The organism is Butyricicoccus faecihominis, from assembly GCF_014648015.1.
GTDB classification, from domain to species: domain Bacteria; phylum Bacillota; class Clostridia; order Oscillospirales; family Butyricicoccaceae; genus Agathobaculum; species Agathobaculum butyriciproducens.
Map to the genome: position 1 here is coordinate 266,169 of NZ_BMQH01000003.1, position 17,343 is coordinate 283,511.

The following is a 17,343-nucleotide window of genomic DNA, read 5'->3' on the forward strand; positions in this document are numbered from 1 at the left end:
ATGTGAGCATAGATAAATTTATCTATGCTCACATAAATTAAAAATCAGAGGTACGATAGTATGTTCAAAGAATGGTTATATTTCAAACAAGAATACGAAAAATATCACGATACCATGATGCTTGATGGATATTCGTGGAATGAGAATGGACTTTTGATTGACTTGCGATCACTAAGCGATAAGAAATATCAAATTCATTTCCACTTAAATGTTGAGATTGCGAAGTTTGAATATAATTTAGGAAGTGATTTAGTTACTCAAGATATGGACGATGATTATATACAGCAATCAGGAGCGCCCCCACCGTGTATTGGATTTTATATAACCGATGAATCGGATTTAGCACATCGAGCGAAAGAAGTAGATATGTTTCAGTCGAATGCATATGAAAACAAAGAGTACCTTCATTATATTATGACAACAGAGGATTTTCGTATTGATATTGTTAGCACAGTACCGCCTAATATAAATTCGATAGATTGATATGAAAGCAGCACAATATGCAAAATATTTTATACGTACAATACTACTTATGGCCTTTATTGCGTTAGTGTTGACTGCAATTCATATACTCACACCGAAAATTGATGTGTCCTCTTTTGTCGGTGTTCATTGGGATATTGATCATCCAAAGGAGATTTCATATTCCTTTGATAGGGAAGACTTGGTTCAAGAAATTTTGAGGCTGAAACCTAACGCAGATACGGAAGATGTTGAAGAGTTTGCAAACTCTATTCAAATGGAAGTGGAAATAGTCGATTGGATAGAAGATGCAGAAAATCCATATCGAAAGGAGATTTGTATGCGTGTCACTCAGTACGATAAGAAATTGCAACGAAAAGTTGGAATTGAGTTTTACGAGACTGTTAGGACGTTGATTTGCTAAGGCTATATGCAATCCCATATCTAGCAATAAATGATTATTTTACAGCCACCGGAGAATTTTCTCCGGTGGCTGTTCTTTTACTTCCATTCACTCGTCACCTGTGCAACAATCTTCCTATGCTTTTCGTTCAGCACCGTGCCGCCCAAAAGCTGCTGCACAAAATCCCGACCTTTCCTTTTCTCAATCTCTTGCAGCATTTTGATAGACTTTGCGACCTGCTTGTTAATCCAGTTTTCCGTGCGTTCTAAGTCGAACGGCTTCGGCTTCATTGTCAGTTTCAGTTTGCGTTCCTCGCCCTGCATGAACTGTTCCCAGTGCTTGTCCGTAGGGCAGTCATAACGCCGCTTATCGGTTTGCGGCTCGATGAAGCGTACATAGTTGTTGATGATGGAAAACGCTGTTCCTGCCGCGTCCTCGCTGTCCATTAGCGCGTCTGCGGAATTTTCCGCCGCGTTGTTCGTCAGCCGCAGTTCAAAGCGGTTAAGAATGTCTGCGTCCTCAATTGACTTGCCGAATTTAGCCTTTTGCTCCTGTGCTTTTTCATAGATACAGAAGTACACATCGGAATCCTTAGAGCCAAGATAGAGCGTGTGACCCATCTCCATCTTTAAGTCCTCGTCGGTTTCCCACGAATTTTCCCGACCGGACGCGAAGTATTCCACATTCCGCAGCCGCGTGACACACTCGCCAGTAACGCGCTTGCGGTACAGCGTCGGCACATGGAGTAGTCCTGCATGGTCGTTGATTGCAAGGTCAATGCGCTTGAATACGCAGCCCTCGGCAGCGCAGTCACGCATAAACTCATACCACGACCGTTTCTGTCCGCGCAGGTAGCACTCAAACTCACGGCAGCCGCGCCCGCGCAGTTCCAGCAGCACGCCTTTTTCTTCATCGGGCGAGGACAGAACGAGAATGTTTCCGTGCGTAAAGCGGTACGAATAGCCGTACACACCGCCGTCCTCGGAGATTACATATTTCATGTTGAGCCGCAGAATTTTTTCAAGCACATATCGTGCGTCCGTTGTCTTGAAACGGATTCGCATATAGTCAAACATGATGGACAACGGTTCGTTCTCGGGATTGAATCGCTCGATTGCAGACATGATTTCAAAACGCTTCTCATAAGGTAACTCGGTCTTGCCGGTTTCCAAAGCGCGAAGCTGCTTTGTTGTCATGCCGAGTTGAAGCGCGAACCACTCCTGTTCGACACCGTAAGCGCGGCGCGTCTTGCGAAGCTGTGCGCCCCATTTCATGCGGTTCTGTTCGTGATTGGAGAGTGCCTGCTGCAAACTTTCGTATACCCAATCTGATGGAATACCATGGTCATTCTCAATATCGCACAGGTAGCGCACACTGATACCGGCACGCTGGGCGAGTTCGTCCTGCGTTAAACCAAGTTCCAGACGCGAGGTTTTAATATATTCACTGATAGTGCTGTTCATAAGACAGGCTCCTTTCTATGTCAAATACCCTAAACCGGAAGTTTCGGACACTGCCGAATCGCTGATTGCGAGGTTTCCGGCATGGGGTCTGAGGTTTTTGTAGTTTCTTGTTGTAGTTCCACCCCCCTGTTAGATACAGGGGGTTTAAGGCAAGGGACGCGGCTGCACCGCGTCCCAACAGCACCGCGACCGGCTTCGCTTGCGGCTTGCGCGCTGCACGCCGCAGCTTGCCGTTCGGGCACTGTGACAGGCTGATATGGCCTGTTTTGGAGTAAACAAAAACCGCCCTCTGAATGTAACTTCAAAGGACGGTTTTCCGTCTTGGTTTATTCGTTTGTGATTGACTTTGTTGTTGCTGACTGAACCATCTTCCGCAGAGTGTTTGCACCCGAAAATGTACCAAAGTTATTAACACCAGTTAACACCAGATGAACATTATCAGACGATAATGGAACCATTAACATTTGGGGCATTTTGCAGTGCATCGTTTTTAGAATGGTTAAAAATTTCTTATTGTGCGGTCTTTGAGTGGTAATTTGGTTCTTAATCAAAAAAATAGTATGCGTGGAGAAAATAGGCTCTGTTTTTTTCGTATTAGAACTACAGTTTCGCCGACAAGCAGGAACGGACCGTGGGCCGTTCCAAAGTCGTCCGAAAGTTCCTATACAGAAACTTTCTCCCTCCAGAAGTTCCAAAAGGGTGATACCTGCTCCCCCTTTTTGAGCATTTGCAGAGCAAATGCTATTTCATGCGCGCTGCCGCGCGATACCTGAAACAACAAATTCTAAACTTTAGGTATAAAAAACAGCACCGAACCGTAAAGTTCGATGCTGTTCTCGTATCAGGAACAAAAATCAGAGGTTCAGCTCTTTCTTCAGAGCCTCGATCATTTCCTTGTACTCCTCGTCCTTCAGGATAACCGGCTCCGGATTGGTGATGGCAAAGCTGCCGCCGAACTCAAAGCCGCCCTCGTACTTCGGTACGATGTGGAAATGCAGGTGCGGATTGCTGTCGCCGAACGAACCGAGGTTGATCTTGGTGCAGCCCCACAGCTTCTTGATAGCGCCGGAAGCAGCAGCCAGATCTGCACAGTAATCGTTGCGCTCCTGCTCGTCGCACTCGCACAGCTCCTTCTTATGGCTCTTGAGCGCCAGTGCGCAGCGGCCCTTGTGTGCCTGATCCTTGAACAGGTACAGGGTACCTGCCTTCATGTCGCCAACCTTAAACATGATTGCTTCGCGGCCCTCATGGTGCTCATCACAGTAAAAACAACCCATTGTTATGATCTCCTTCATGTATAAATTCTCCGGCAGGTCACACCCTGCCGTAATCTATCTTTATTATACAACGGCCCGACCGGGATTTCCACTGTTTTTTATATTGCGTACAAATTCGTATCCCACGCCGGAACATAAGGATGGTGACGCAGATACAGCCGGTAGCTCGGCTGCAGCGCATGGATGAGCAGCGGCAGCTGAAAGAAATCCTCACTGCGATGATAGGCAGCAATATTCAGCTTGGGCGCGTACTGCCGAATGGTTTTCTCGGCACCGGCGATGGCTTCGCGCTCTGCGCCCTCCACGTCCATTTTGAGATAGGTGCACGGGCGTCCGGACAGCACGCTGTCGAGCGCACGCATCTGCGTCTCTTTGCCCTGCCCCGATACGCGGGACTGGCGGCCTGCCTGATCGGTGAAGCATTTGACCGTGTCCTCGTTCCACGCGCCCGCCTGCACGAGCGTAACATCGCCCGTGATATTGGCACTCGCCCACTCATTCAGCTTGCGGAAGCTGCGGCGATCGGGTTCGAGGGCGGTAACGGACGCAAATTTGCCGTCCGTGTAGTGCAGCAGCTCGCGGATGGTGTCGCCGTTGTATGCGCCGAGGTCGGAGAAGTGCTCCTCTGCGGTCGGGCGCAGGAGATTATGAAACACCTCATCCTTGTCGGATTCGCTGTGACGCAGGTATTCCATTTTGCCGGACAGCTTAAAGCGCACGGTGTCGAGGAAAACCTCGCGCGACAAATCATCCGCCAGAAGATCATACGCACGCTGCATTTCGTCCTGATGCGCGCGCACGAAATCCTCATCGAACAGCGGTCCCTCGACTACCGGAACATCCGGCGCCACCACGTCGTATTTGTCCTCGAGGGCATACATCAGCTGCAGCACCTCGGCTCTTTGGCTGGCGAACGCAATCACGATTACAATATCCTCGCCAAGTTCCGCCACCGTGTCCGACAGCTTGCGCACGCAGAACCCGTGGAACAGATTGCCGCGGGCAAATTCGTCGCTCGCGAACACCGCAGACGCACGAATGCCCAGCCGCTCGAACTGCGCAAGTATTTTGTCCGCGCCGTCGCCCATGCCGTACAGCGCGATTGGACGCGTTTCTTCCTGCAATCGGCGCCAGACCGACTGCTCTAACGATAAAAAATCCATAATTTCTCCCATTCTATATACAAATGACATTTATCAACTTTTACCGCAGGGCGAGTCACTCCAGAGTGGCTTCTCTTGCCCTACGGTAATTGTTCAATCCAATCTGCAGAATTGATATTGTACTAACCGGATAAAACGGACGCGCAATGCGCGCCCCTACAATATTTTACATGGTACAGCATAATAAACCGACCGGAACACCGTATCTGTTTTCTCCCTACTATTATACGAAAACCGTCTGCGGATTGTAAAGCCAAAATTTTGCTTGTTTGCGGTTGCGGATTGCGCTCCCTTCATATATAATTATAATTAGTGAATGAGAGGTGTGTGGTGTTATGTCCAAGCCGAACGGTATTGTGGCAATGAATCCGGAAAAATACCGCGAGATCGACGGCGTTGTGTTCGACGAAGCGAGCTATGCGCGGCATTGCCAACCGAAAACCGAAGAAGCACCTGCTCCCGAGACCGCACCCGAAGCAAGTGATCCGGCACAGTCTGCCGCACCAGCACCTGTTTTCGCGGTGGACCCCTACCCGGAGGGCTGGTATCCGGCCGATGACGAGCGTCCTCCGGTGCCCATCATGGGCGGCGCTGTCCCCTCGACAGCAGGTGAGGAAACCGCTGTCTCCGAATCCGGCGAAACCACCGTTATACAGACCGTTTGCGTGCCGTGCGGCTCAGGCTCCGGCTCGTATGTGACCTCGTACACCACCTCTTACCGCACCAGTTATTCCGGTTCCGGATCGGGTTCGTTCCGGTTCGGTTCCGGCTCGTGCCCGGTCGGCGGCTACGGATTGGAGCTGATCTGATGCAGGCGTTCCACTCCAACTGGACAAAGCCGTTTTTCGTCCGCAATCCCCATATGGAATACCGAATCGAGCCGTTTGAACTGCTCACGACCGCGCTTTCCGCGCTCGAGTGGCGCAGGGAGAACGGTTCGATCCGCATGATCTGCGACACGCCTTCCAAGCGTTATTATGAATCGCTCGGACTTTGTTTTTTGTGGGATGACGGCGTGTATCCCCTGTTGGACACCATGCCCGAGGACATAAACGCCACAGCCTTCTGGGCGGCCGGTAAACTGTACGCGCTCTCCGCTGTGCCGTCGCCGTGCGTGATGCTTGATACAGATTTCATCTGCTGGAAATCCATCAGTAATCTGCTCGACGGACCGGACGCCGCAGCCATCCACCGCGAGGACATTATGCCGTCCATCTATCCGGATCAAACGGCATTCGCCAAAACCGAAGGCTTCCCGCTTGATTCATTTGACTGGACGGTGCAGCCGTTCAATACCGCGCTCGCCTATTTCGGCAATGACGAATTCCGACGGTACTACACGGACACCGCCATTCGGTTCATGCGCTGCTCACCGGATGCCGATGACGCACTCACTTACATGGTGTTCGCTGAACAGCGGCTGCTTGCCATGTGCGCCGAGAAAAAGCACGCACGCGCAGCTGCTCTCAGCGACCTGCCTGCGCTGTTCGGCGGTGCGCAGAACGGATATTTTACCCATATCTGGGGCTTTAAGCAGCAAATGCGGGAGAATCCCAAGTTGTATGAGGATTTCTGCAGACGGTGTGCCGCAAGGCTGCAGAAGGACTTCCCGGAGGAATCCAAAACGATTGCGAAAATTGCGGAATTATCTCCGTTTTTTGCATAAAAAAAGACAGCCTGTCGGCTGTCTTTTGCTTTTTGTTTACGGAAAATGCAGCTATGTTCATTCTCCATTTTCCATTCTTCATTCAGAATTTACCGCTTCTCCCATGTCCGCCGCTGCTGGTATGGCTGACGCTGCCGGAAAATCCGGCTCCGCCGTGACCGCCGCCGGTCGGGTTGTTATTATTGTCATTCCGCGGAATCTGCCGCCGCTTCTGCGAGGTATAACGGTAAATATCGCGGCTGAGCGTCAGATTGAGGCCGCCGTTTCCCACATACTGATTTGCCGTCGTCTGCGTACGCACGGATTTCATCTGCGAGCGGAACACCATGCACACGATCAGCGCCGCCACGCACGAAATGAGCAGCGACAGACCGAATGCACCGCCGAGCGAAAACGAATCGTCCGCTGTGTCTTCCTGCGTACTGTCCGAAATCTCGACCTCATTATGCACCGGCACACCGGCTTCGCCGCCTTCGGCTACATGCTGCAGATACCACTCACAGCCGGAAACGAAGTCCGATAAGCCGCCGTACCAGTCATCGTTTCCGAAATTATCCAGGAAATACGGCTCCAAATTCTGCAGGACCGCATCGCTGAAAATCTCCTCGGCTTTCGCGCCATGCACATAGGTCGCAAAATCGCGGTCATCCAGACTGATGAGCAGCGCCACGCCGTCGCCGTCCTCGCTCGCACCCAGATCAAGCTCGTTGTAGAGCTGCTCCGCCGCATCATAAGCGTCATCGCCGTACGGCGTGTAGTCGTCAATCGTGATGATGCCGACACCGATGCCATACTTCTCCGCGATCGCCCTGGTCTTTTCCTCGAGCGTGTCAATCTGGACCTGCGTCAGCACCTCTTCATAGTCGAACACGCGCGGCTTGTCTGCCGACGGGTCAATCGAATCCGTGCCGCCGAGCGGTGCGGTCTGGTCAGTTTCCTCCGTCTGGGTGGTCGAGGTGTCGCTCTCATCCGTTATATCGTCCTCAACCGCAAAGGCCGGAAACAGCAGCAAAAGCACGGCTAAGAGCGCAGCCAGGCGCAGTTTTCTCTTGTTTTTCATCTACGCCGCCTCCTTACAGAAAATACAGCAGCGCCGTCAGCACCGCAGTCATGGGCGCGGCAACGGCGGCAAACAGACCCCAGAACCGCTTTCTGTCCACCGGCAGGTCACCGACCATGCGTCCAGTCTGACCGTTCATCGCAAACATGTAATTCTTGCCGTTCCAGCGGGTATTCAGCATCCAGACCGGCAGCAGCGCGTAATGCACGCCGGTGCGTTTGAGGTGAATATCCTCGCCGGTCGGCGTGACCGAGGTATACGGACGGCCATTTCGCGCGGTTCCCTGCAGCGCATCCGACAGCGACTGCCGACAGCGCTTGTCCGCACGGCTGCTGCTCTCCTCGATGGAAACATCGAACTTATCCGCGAAAAATCCGGGCAGATAGGCGGTCGAGAACGGCTTCAGGCCGGCATAATCAAACGGCTCGATGGAATCCATATAATCATCCGGCATCTTGCGCGATGCATCCACCGGAACACGGCTGAACGGCAGCGTACCCGCGCGCTGCACCTCGTAAAAGCTGGTCTCGGTGATTTCCGTGTCTCCGTGACGGAACACGCGCGTGGTCGTTGCCATGTAATTCGCGCTGCCTTCGGCTTCACCGTCGAACAGCCAGAACGGCACATAAATGCCGCGCAGCTCCTCGATATGGTTATTATCGCGGAACAGCTTGGGCAGCAGCAGCTTTCCCTTGTAATGCTGCTTGAGCGCGGAAACCGCGTCCTCCTTGCTCAGCTTGAACGGCAGTATGTAGTCCGGCTTGAGAATGCCGCTGAACTGCTCGGGAATGACGGTCGGGTTGCCGCAGTACGGGCACGAGGTCGCCGCCGTGGTCTCCTCGCAGATCAGCTGCGCACCGCAGGACGGACAGCTGTATACGCGCATCTTGTCCGCGTCCGTGCCCCAGTCCTCATCTGCGGAGGACTGCCATTCGCCGGTGTCGCTCCCCGTCTCCGGCTGAGACGCGGCCTGCTGTTCCTTTTCGGCGTACAGCTTTTCGATCTCTGCCGGGTCAAATGACGAGCCGCAGTAGTCGCATTGCAGCCGTCCCGCGGCGCCGTCGTAGTGCAGCGGTCCCGTGCAGGACGGGCATTGGTAGTTTGTTGCTTTGTCTGACATTTCTTCACCATCACTTTTTATTTTTGAAGTGAATCCGTAGGGCGGGTTGCCCTCACCCTACGATATGCATTGAATCGTCTATCATTTTTACATATTTGGTTTTGCCTTGCCGCACTCCGAGCAAAACTTTCCCTGATTCACTGCGCCGCACGAGCACGTCCAGGTCGTATTCTCCGGTCGGGGTTTTCCGCACTCGGAGCAGAATTTGCCGGTATTGACCGTACCGCAAACGCATTTCCAGCTATTCTGCTCGGGCTTGGGCCTGCCGCAGCCCATGCAAAATTTTCCGGTGTTGCCGGTCTGTCCGCACGAGCACGTCCACTCACCTGCCGTCTGCGCCTGCCGTGTCTGCTGCTGACCCATTGCGTACAGATTCTGCACGCTGGCGCCGCCTGCCTGACCGGCCATATTCATGCCCATGAACGCCATCGCCGGACCGGCGTTCGCATTCGCTGCCGCAGACTTCATCGCCTCGGCCTGCGCGTGCACGAGCGAGCCTGCCGCACGGGTCGGGTCGCGGTAGGCGGCCTCGCGCTGCATTTCCTTGATGGTCTTTTCGTCCTCCTCGTCTGCCTTGACCGAGTTGACGCCGAACGACACGATCTCGATGCCGCGCAGCTCACGCCACTTGGACGAAAGCTGTTCGTTGAGCGCTTCCGCAATCTCCATCGTATGCGCGGGCAGCGCCGAGTAGCGCACACCGTTTGCACCAATGCGCGCAAAGGCGGGCTGCAGCGCGGTCAACAGCTCGCTTTTGAGCTGGCTGTCCAGATTTTCCCGGCGGTATTCCTCTGCCATGTTGCCGCACACGTTGGTATAGAACAGCATGGGATTGACAATCTTGTAGCTGTACTCGCCGAAGCACCGCAGGCCAATGTCCATGTCGATGCCCGCCCGCTCATCGAGCACGCGGAACGGCACCGGAGACGCGGTTCCGTACTTGTTGCCGGTCAGCTCCTTGGTGTTGAAATAGTAGACGCGCTGCGTGCGCGGCGCTTCTCCGCCGAACGTGAAGCGCTTGGCCATGTTGGCGAACATTTTGCACACGCTGTCACCAAACGAACCGGCGAAAATAGTCGGCTCGGCGGACGAATCGTAGACGAACTCACCCGGCTCGAATGCGGCTTCCACGACCTTGCCCTGATCGACGATCATCATCGCCTGTCCGTCCGCCACCGCGATGACCGAGCCGCTCGTGATGATATCCTCGTCGCCCTTGGTGTTGCTCGACCGCTTGGTGACCTTTTTGCGGCCCTTGACTGCGAGCACGTCCGCGTTTATCGCATCACAGTAAAAATATTCCTTCCACTGATCAGCCAGCACACCGCCGCCCGCGCCTGCTGCTGCTTTGATAAGTCCCATTTGCCATTCTCCTTTTATCTGATAGAGTGCCGTTGTCTTACGATCTATACCCTGGTTTAAGAAATCCTATTTCCAGTTTACGTTTTTTCAGCGCAAAGCGCAAGTCCATTCACACACATTTCACATTTTTGTCAAGATACGGTTGTGCCATGCTATTTCTTCCGCTTTTTTCGTAGACTTTCGACGTGCGGTGTGATAAAATAAGATATCTGCATACCGCATATTTCGAAGGCGGTACTGTCTGGAGGAGTAAACAATGGAAGCGAACAAGGAAAATCAGCAGAGCATTGAACAGGCGTTCGAGCAGGCTCTGGACGCATATAAGGCAGGCAATTTTGCCGAAGCAGCCGGTCAGTGGCTGGCTCTCGCGGAGGACGGCTGTGCGCCGGCACAGCGTGCGCTCGGCTCGCTGTATGAGCGCGGACAGGGCGTGGAAAAGAATGCTGAGAATGCCTTTGAATGGACAAAAAAGGCGGCTGAGCAAAACGATCCGGTTGCTATGTTCAATCTGGCATGCTACCACGACAAGGGCTTCGGCGTGAAAAAGAATCAGCAGACCGCGCTCACCTGGTACCGCAAGGCCGCTGAATACGGTCATCCGGAGGCTGCGGCACTGATCGCCAGCCTGATCGAGACGGGCGACCGCGGCTTGGAGAAGGACATGGACGAGGCTGTCCGCTGGTACCAGATTGCCGCAAACCGCGGCAACGTGCTGGCGATGGGCCGTCTGGCATGGCTGTACAGCACCGGTACCGGTGTTCCGCAGGATGCGGCCTTCGCCTTCCAGTATTTTCTCAAGGCTGCTCAGGGCGGCAACGCAGCGTGCATGATGAACACCGCTATCCTGTACGCACGCGGCGAAGGCACGCCGCATAATGCGCGCGAGGCGCTCTACTGGGCCGAGCAGGCCAAGAAGCACGGCGCTCCGCAGGCCGAGCAGCTCATCAATGCCATCAAGAAGAACGGATAAGATCGAAAACCGGCGTTTTTACGTCGGTTTTTCTTTTTTGCAGGTCAGATCAAGCGACACAGCTCATTTTCCTGTATCATGCAGGGACAAGGAGGGATTTTCATGCAAAACTGGCACGACAATGTTCTGCGGCTGATTGCCGAGATTGACCGCTGTATCCGTGCGCGTGAGGGCGAAACGCTGACACTCGCGCATTTAGCCCGGCTGCTTGACTGTTCGCAGTCGCAGGTCTCGCACAAATTCCATGCGCTGACGGGCACTTCCCTGCGGGATTTTGTACAGGCACGCCGTCCGGCGCTCGCGCTGCCCGCGGTTCGGGACGGAGAACAGCGGCTGCTCGATATCGCGCTCGACTGCGGTTTTTCCTCGCAGGAGGCGTTCACGCGCGCGTTCCGTGCGGCTTACGGCATCACGCCCGGCGAATATCGGCGCTCTCCCCGCCCGCTGTCACTGCGCACGGTGATTCGGCCGCTGGACTGCTACCTCGCAGAGCAGGCTCCCGCAGGCACGGAAAACGATGTACAGACGTATTTTATCACGCTTCCGTCGCACAAATTTGCACACATTCGCAACTACGAGAGCATCGGTTACTGGGATTTTATGCAAAAGCAGGCTTGCATTCCCGGAGCGGATTTAGAAACGGTCAGCGCCCTTCTGCGGCAGCTTGCCCCCGAAGCCGAGCAGCAGATGGCGTTCGTGAACGAGCCGAGCGGCCGTATCTGCAGCTGGGGCATTCCTCTGGCGGAATGCTGGGGTGTGCGTCTGCCGCGCGATTGCACCGACGCGGTGCCCGCTCCGCTGCAGCTAATGAAGGTCCCCGAAGGGGATTATCTGGTTTTCGAGCACGGTCCGTTTGATCTGCAGACGGAAAACAATCTTGTTGAGGCAAAAATCGAGCGTGCGATGCGTGATTTCGATTACGAGGCCGCCGGCTGCTGTCTGGATACCGCACCCGGTCGTGTGTTCTATTTTGTGCACGATTGTGTGCGTTTCTGGAAGTATATCCGGCCTGTTGTTCGATTTTAAAAAAAACAGTTGAAATTCTTTCTCGATGGTGATATAGTTATACAGTTACTCATTTTCACCTATTGGAAAGGAATTTCATGACATTTTATCAGGAATTACAGGTCAATCAGGCAGGCTCAAAGAAAATCATCCGCGAGAGTGCGTCACAGCGCGAAAAGCTGTACCATATTGCCGTGTACTTGACCAAAATTGCGATAACCGTCGCATTCTGCTTTATTTTTGTTTCACTTTACAGTCTGGGCTTCGGCGCGGACAACAGCATTGTCGGCGTAGTCGTGCTGCTGTATCTGCTCGTATTCCGCAGCGCACATCTGTGCATTCGCACAGAGCAGTCCACGCTGCTGCTCGCCGGATTTTTCGGCATTATGGCCGTCGGACCGCATGCAGCCAATCTGGCCGGCCCGGTCGGCGGATTGTTCATCAATGCTGCTGCGATTGCCCTGCTCATTCTGTTCGGCTGCCACGAGCCGAGAATGTTTAATCAGTCCACACTCGTGCTCGGCTATCTGCTGCTGTATGGTTACGATGTGAGCGGGCACGCCTATCAAATGCGCCTGTTTGGACTTGCTGTCGGTGCGCTTCTGGTCTGCGCGGTATTCTACGGCAACCATCGCGGCAATGCCTATGAGCTCTGTGCAGGAGACATCCTTCCTGCTTTCGATCTGCGCCATCCGCGCTCCAAATGGCAGCTTTGCCAGATCATCTGCGTTCCGCTCGTGCTTTTCCTTGCAGAGTTGAGCGGCATGCCGCGTGCGATGTGGGCGGGCATTGCCGCCATGAGCGCAATCCTTCCCGCGATGGACGATATGCGCTACCGCGTTCGCTGGCGTATCATTGGAAATATTGCGGGTGTTTGCTGCTTTTTAGCGCTTTATTTCCTGCTTCCGTCCTCGATTTACGCCTATATCGGCGTGATTGGCGGCATCGGTGTCGGTTTTTCCGCGAAATACGGCTGGCAGGCTGTGTTCAACACGTTCGGTGCGCTCGCTATTGCAACCAGCGCATACGGACTCAAAAGCGCGGTCGGTCTGCGTGTCGCGCAGAATGTGTTCGGCGTGGTCTTTGCGCTGCTGTTCTGCCTGATTCTCCACCGCCTTTTTGCCCGCTGGGAGCGCTCTGCGAGCTGAGCAAACAGCTGTTCTGTGCAAATGCACGGAACAGCTGTTTCTTTTTCGCGCACACCGTCAACCATTTTTCCGAAATTAGTTGACATTGCAGTAAATCTGTGGTTTAATGCAATAAGCAAAACAACGAGGAGGAACTCCCAATGAGTGACATTTCCAGCAAGCCCGCACAGCGCAGCGCGTTTTCCGTGCGCGACATCTGCTATTCCGGACTGTTCGCGGCGGTCATCGCGATCATGGCGCAGATTTCCATTCCGATGCCCGGCGGCGTACCCATGACCATGCAGACGTTTGCGATTACACTGGCGGCTGTCGTTCTCGGCGCCAAGCTGAGCACGGTTTCAAGCGTAATTTATCTGCTGCTCGGTGCCGTCGGCGTACCGGTGCTTGCGAACTTTTCCGGCGGTTTTGACAAGTTTATCGGTCCTACCGGCGGTTTTCTGATCTCCTTCCCGCTGATGGCGTTTATTATCGGCTGGGGCGCCGACCACCGCCATGCATTCCGCGGCGCGTATGTACTCGCACTGATCGTCGGCACGATTGCCAACTATGTTGTCGGCACGGCGATGTTCTGCGTACTCATGAACAGCTCGATCGCCGCAGGCGTGACCGCATGCGTGCTGCCGTTCATCCCGACCGCTGTCATCAAGGCTGTTCTTGCAACCGTGATCGGCTTTCTCGTTCGCAAGCGCATCCCGGGGCTCAAGGCATGATCCGGCTGCGCCCGCATCATCTGCTTTGCACACAAGGCTACTCCGGCAAGGGCTATAGCACAGAATTTGTGCAAAATATGAGTGCGATTGTGCATTCTCTGCGAAATGTACCGGGAACCCGAATCCGGCTTGTCTTTGGTTCGGATTCTCTATGCGCGCACTGCCCGCACCACACCGCTGACAACCTGTGCGAAGCACAGGAAAAGGTCTCTCGCTTTGACCGAAAGACGGTCGAATACTTTGATTTGCACGAGGGCGAGTATGTTTATCAGGACCTGATCCGTGCAATCGACACACAAATGACCCCAGCCATGCTGGAGGATATTTGTCGCGGATGTGCGTGGTACCCCGTCAGCGCCTGCAAAAAGAATATCTGCGGAAAATGAAATGAGGCACACCGAAAGGTGTGCCTCTTCCCCCTGTCACCAGAAAATATGTTGTCACTTCTCACAATTTATCATGTCCAGTTTCAGATATTCCTACAAATTTCCATCAAGATATTGACAACCACCTTCAAGGTGGTTATTCTTATCTTATAATAAACACCTTGCAGGTGATTATCAAAACAGAGGTGAAGCCAATGAAGCGCTTCAAGCTGTCCAACTCCGAGGAAATTCTGATGGACACCTTATGGCGGGAAAACCGTCCGCTCACAACGCTGCAGCTTGCTGAAAAAGTTACGGAAGCCAGCTGGAACACCAATTATATCGACAAACTGCTCGGTCAGCTTGTCAAAAAAGACATGGTGCAGGTCAGCGGTCTGCTGCAAAACGGACGCTATCAGTCGCGGCAGTTTGTCCCCTGCTACACCAAGGACGAATTTCTGGCGAACATGCTCGAGGAGCAAGGCGTGAACCAGGCACTGTTTGCCCGAATCGCCGTGGCGCTGTTCAAAAAAACCGCCAAATCAAACGAATCCGAGCAGGAAGAAAAGCTGATTGCCGAGCTGGAAAAAATGGTCGATCAGTACGAAGCTGCGCTGCAGAACAAAGAAGATAAATAATATGCAAATAACCCTGTTTTCCTTTATATCTGCACTTTTGTGGAGCAGTTTGTTGATCATTGTGATCTATCTTGTGCGGCACACACGCTTCCGGCCGCATTTCGGCGTGCTGACTATGGTGCTGCTTTACCTGTTCTGCGCCGCGCGCCTGCTGCTGCCGCTCGAGTTTCCGCACGCAGTGATTGTGAGCGACAGCGTCGTGTATCCGCGCATCTACAGCTTTCTGGCGCGCAAGCCCGATTCGGTCACGCACCTGCCGGTCGGACTGCTTTTGTGTGCAATCTGGCTGCTCGGCACAGTTTTTCTGCTGATCCATTACGCGCTGCAGTATCGCAAAGCCATCCGCGCTGCGCGGCAAGCCAAGCCATGGGACAGCCGCACGGTTTCCCTGCTGAGCGAGATCCGGCGGCAGACCGGCCGCACCATCAAAGTTCGCGGACGTACAGCCGCGAATATCGAATCTGCCTTTGGCGTAGGTGTGCTGCGCCGGTACATCATTCTGCCGGACAAGACGTACACAGATGCCGAACTGCACTACATTCTGCTGCATGAGTACACGCATTTTCTCAACCATGATACGGCTGTCAAGCTGCTCGTAACGCTGTACTGCATCATTTTCTGGTGGAATCCGGTCGTATACCTGCTGCAAAAGGATTTGGAACAAACGCTCGAGCTTAAGTGCGACCGCGCGATTGCACAGACGCTGAATGCGCAGGAACGCACAGCCTATCTGCGCGCCATCCTCGCCGCAATGAAGCAAGGCTGCACGCAGCAGCCGGTGCCGCAGCCGTCCACGGCCCTGTTTCGCGCCGAGGCGAATAAGGCCATGCGGGAGCGATTCACCGCCGTGCTCGCCTGCGCAGAGCAGCCGAACGGCCGAACCGCAAGCGCCGTACTCATCGGCAGCTTTGCCGTTCTGCTGGCACTGTCGTATGCGGTGCTGCCGCAGCCGGCATTCGAGCCGCCGGCCGAGCTTGACAGCAGCTCGACCGTCTATTTTAACGACGAGAATGCCTATCTCAAGCAAAGTGCGGACGGACGATACTGGCTGTGCATTGACGGTCACAAGCCGTATGAGCTGACAGAAGGTGACGTGCAATTTTATCTGGAGCACTCGGTTTTCAAATATATCCGCGAGACCGAGCAATAAAAGGCAGCTGCCGAAGGATAGCGGCAGCACAGAGAGTAAAAGCAAAATGTGGGACGAAATAGAAGCAGCTGAGATGTGGGGTCTCAGCTGCTTTTTGTGCAGACAAAAGAAAAAGCCACTCACAATGAGTGGCTTGGTGGTGGACATTAACGGGTTCGAACCGCTGACCTTCCGCACGTCAAGCGGATGCTCTTCCAGCTGAGCTAAATGTCCGAATCAGGGACGGCGGCTGCCATCCCTGCTGGCTGCAAGTTTTTACTTGGTCTTGCTGCGGCCCAGATACTCACCGGTACGGGTATCGATCTGGATGCGCTCACCCTGCTCGATAAAGATCGGAACCTTAACAACAGCACCGGTCTCAACGGTAGCGGGCTTGAGTACGTTAGTAGCAGTGTTGCCCTTAACGCCCGGCTCGGTCTCAGTGATCTCGAGCTCAACGAACAGCGGCGGCTCAACTGCGAAAACGCTGCCCTTGTAGGAAAGAACCTTAACGTTCTCGTTCTCCTTCACGAAGCGGAAATCGTCGCCCAGAGTATCCTTGCTGATCGGAATCTGCTCGTAGGTCTCGTTGTCCATGAAGTAGTACAGGTCACCTTCATTGTACAGATACTGCATCTCGCGGCGCTCTACGAAAGCCTCCTCGAACTTAGCAGTCGGGTTGAAGGAGGTCTCAGTAACCGCACCGGTTACGACGTTCTTCATCTTGACACGAACAAAAGCAGCGCCCTTGCCCGGCTTTACATGCTGGAACTCAATAACCTGCTGTACCTGACCGTCCATTTCAAAAGTTACGCCGTTACGAAATTCACCTGCGGTCATAATCGCTATGCCTCCAAATAATAGTATTTTTTACATCATTAAGCATCATTCGACTGTTCATACAAAACAGTGCTTGTATATAATACCCTATTTTCGCGTATTTTGCAAGAGGGTAACGCATATTTTCTTGAAAATTTTTATCGCGGTGGAACTCGGCGCTTTCCTGCACTGGTTGACCGGGGCATACGAACTGCCGCAGGCGGGTTCGGCCTAACGGGGCGGCTCCTTTTCCTGCACCGGCGGACCGGGGTACTCGAACTGCGTCAGCGGGTTCGCCCTTTCCGGGCGGAGAGTTTTCCGCTGAACCTCAGCGAGGGGATTCGCCGTCTGCGGACGGCGGGGACGTTGCGGCGCCCGCCGCGGGGACGACGCCGTACCCACGGCGGTGGGCAAAAAGGAAGGACAACCTGCGGTTTTCCTTCCTCTTTGAACTCCTACCTTTCCCTTGCTTCCTAATCTGGCGCAGATTTCCTATATGTGACCGCTCCGAAAAGGAGTACGGCAGTCGGGTTACCGCAGCGTGTCTTTCTCCACCTTTTCGCAGTTCACAGACAGCGTACTG

Annotated in this window: 18 protein-coding genes and 1 tRNA gene; 11 read left to right on the top strand and 8 right to left on the bottom strand. The window is 53.8% G+C overall.

The features are described 5' to 3' along the window. The first annotated feature begins 60 nt into the window (after nucleotides 1–60). Both IEY11_RS04530 and IEY11_RS04535 read left to right on the top strand, forming a co-directional pair. Nucleotides 61–483 (top strand): hypothetical protein, encoded by a 423-nt coding sequence (locus IEY11_RS04530; protein ID WP_188885910.1) that lies wholly within the window; start codon nucleotides 61–63, stop codon nucleotides 481–483. Nucleotide 484: 1 nt separating this feature from the next. Then, complete coding sequence (locus IEY11_RS04535; protein WP_117492824.1) at nucleotides 485–886, top strand: hypothetical protein; 402 nt, start codon at nucleotides 485–487, stop codon at nucleotides 884–886. 77 nt (nucleotides 887–963) lie between these two features. Here IEY11_RS04535 and IEY11_RS04540 read toward each other — a convergent pair whose 3' ends face one another. The 3 genes from IEY11_RS04540 to IEY11_RS04550 form a co-directional block, all read right to left on the bottom strand. Continuing rightward, nucleotides 964–2,328: a replication initiation factor domain-containing protein gene (locus IEY11_RS04540; RefSeq protein WP_188885911.1), complete on the bottom strand. Its 1,365-nt coding sequence runs from the start codon at nucleotides 2,326–2,328 to the stop codon at nucleotides 964–966. A gap of 854 nt (nucleotides 2,329–3,182) precedes the next feature. After that, nucleotides 3,183–3,623, bottom strand: coding sequence for an HIT family protein (locus tag IEY11_RS04545; protein WP_242988075.1), 441 nt, complete (start codon nucleotides 3,621–3,623; stop codon nucleotides 3,183–3,185). An 80-nt stretch (nucleotides 3,624–3,703) separates the two neighbouring features. Next, complete coding sequence (locus tag IEY11_RS04550) at nucleotides 3,704–4,768, bottom strand: FkbM family methyltransferase (RefSeq protein ID WP_188885912.1); 1,065 nt, start codon at nucleotides 4,766–4,768, stop codon at nucleotides 3,704–3,706. Nucleotides 4,769–5,103: 335 nt separating this feature from the next. Between IEY11_RS04550 and IEY11_RS04555 the strand changes: the two genes are divergently transcribed. Beyond that, on the top strand, nucleotides 5,104–5,577 hold the full coding sequence (locus IEY11_RS04555; protein WP_188885913.1) for a hypothetical protein: 474 nt from the start codon (nucleotides 5,104–5,106) through the stop codon (nucleotides 5,575–5,577). Next, entirely contained in the window at nucleotides 5,577–6,434 is an 858-nt protein-coding gene (locus tag IEY11_RS04560; protein ID WP_118730383.1) for a hypothetical protein, read from the top strand. Before IEY11_RS04555 ends, IEY11_RS04560 begins: the two co-directional genes overlap by 1 nt. Nucleotides 6,435–6,516: 82 nt before the next feature. Here IEY11_RS04560 and IEY11_RS04565 read toward each other — a convergent pair whose 3' ends face one another. The 3 genes from IEY11_RS04565 to IEY11_RS04575 all read right to left on the bottom strand — a co-directional run bounded on the left by IEY11_RS04565 (nucleotide 6,517) and on the right by IEY11_RS04575 (nucleotide 9,976). After that, nucleotides 6,517–7,494 carry a TPM domain-containing protein gene (locus IEY11_RS04565; protein WP_118730384.1) on the bottom strand — a complete coding sequence of 326 codons (978 nt, stop codon included), beginning with the start codon at nucleotides 7,492–7,494 and terminating at the stop codon, nucleotides 6,517–6,519. 13 nt (nucleotides 7,495–7,507) lie between these two features. After that, nucleotides 7,508–8,614 carry a primosomal protein N' gene (locus tag IEY11_RS04570; RefSeq protein WP_118285294.1) on the bottom strand — a complete coding sequence of 369 codons (1,107 nt, stop codon included), beginning with the start codon at nucleotides 8,612–8,614 and terminating at the stop codon, nucleotides 7,508–7,510. 87 nt (nucleotides 8,615–8,701) lie between these two features. After that, on the bottom strand, nucleotides 8,702–9,976 hold the full coding sequence (locus tag IEY11_RS04575; RefSeq protein ID WP_188885914.1) for an SPFH domain-containing protein: 1,275 nt from the start codon (nucleotides 9,974–9,976) through the stop codon (nucleotides 8,702–8,704). A gap of 256 nt (nucleotides 9,977–10,232) precedes the next feature. On the opposite strand from IEY11_RS04575, the gene IEY11_RS04580 reads away from it, so the two are divergent. From IEY11_RS04580 to IEY11_RS04610, 7 genes are all read left to right on the top strand, one after another. Beyond that, nucleotides 10,233–10,946, top strand: coding sequence for a tetratricopeptide repeat protein (locus IEY11_RS04580; RefSeq protein ID WP_110437105.1), 714 nt, complete (start codon nucleotides 10,233–10,235; stop codon nucleotides 10,944–10,946). 102 nt (nucleotides 10,947–11,048) lie between these two features. After that, complete coding sequence (locus IEY11_RS04585) at nucleotides 11,049–11,972, top strand: helix-turn-helix domain-containing protein (protein WP_188885915.1); 924 nt, start codon at nucleotides 11,049–11,051, stop codon at nucleotides 11,970–11,972. A gap of 77 nt (nucleotides 11,973–12,049) precedes the next feature. Continuing rightward, entirely contained in the window at nucleotides 12,050–13,099 is a 1,050-nt protein-coding gene (locus IEY11_RS04590) for an FUSC family protein (RefSeq protein ID WP_188885916.1), read from the top strand. Nucleotides 13,100–13,239: 140 nt separating this feature from the next. Beyond that, nucleotides 13,240–13,809: a biotin transporter BioY gene (locus IEY11_RS04595; protein ID WP_188885917.1), complete on the top strand. Its 570-nt coding sequence runs from the start codon at nucleotides 13,240–13,242 to the stop codon at nucleotides 13,807–13,809. Continuing rightward, nucleotides 13,806–14,195 (top strand): DUF1284 domain-containing protein, encoded by a 390-nt coding sequence (locus tag IEY11_RS04600; protein ID WP_243183951.1) that lies wholly within the window; start codon nucleotides 13,806–13,808, stop codon nucleotides 14,193–14,195. The genes IEY11_RS04595 and IEY11_RS04600 overlap by 4 nt, the downstream gene beginning before the upstream one ends. A 194-nt stretch (nucleotides 14,196–14,389) precedes the next feature. Further along, nucleotides 14,390–14,812, top strand: a complete 423-nt coding sequence (locus tag IEY11_RS04605) for a BlaI/MecI/CopY family transcriptional regulator (RefSeq protein ID WP_188885918.1) — start codon at nucleotides 14,390–14,392, stop codon at nucleotides 14,810–14,812. Between the two features lie 61 nt (nucleotides 14,813–14,873). After that, nucleotides 14,874–15,962, top strand: a complete 1,089-nt coding sequence (locus IEY11_RS04610; RefSeq protein WP_201309115.1) for a M56 family metallopeptidase — start codon at nucleotides 14,874–14,876, stop codon at nucleotides 15,960–15,962. 137 nt (nucleotides 15,963–16,099) lie between these two features. On the opposite strand, the gene IEY11_RS04615 is transcribed toward IEY11_RS04610, so the two are convergent. Continuing rightward, nucleotides 16,100–16,175 (bottom strand) — tRNA-Val (locus tag IEY11_RS04615). Between the two features lie 42 nt (nucleotides 16,176–16,217). Then, complete coding sequence (efp, locus tag IEY11_RS04620) at nucleotides 16,218–16,784, bottom strand: elongation factor P (RefSeq protein ID WP_110437112.1); 567 nt, start codon at nucleotides 16,782–16,784, stop codon at nucleotides 16,218–16,220. Nucleotides 16,785–17,343: the final 559 nt, after the last annotated feature.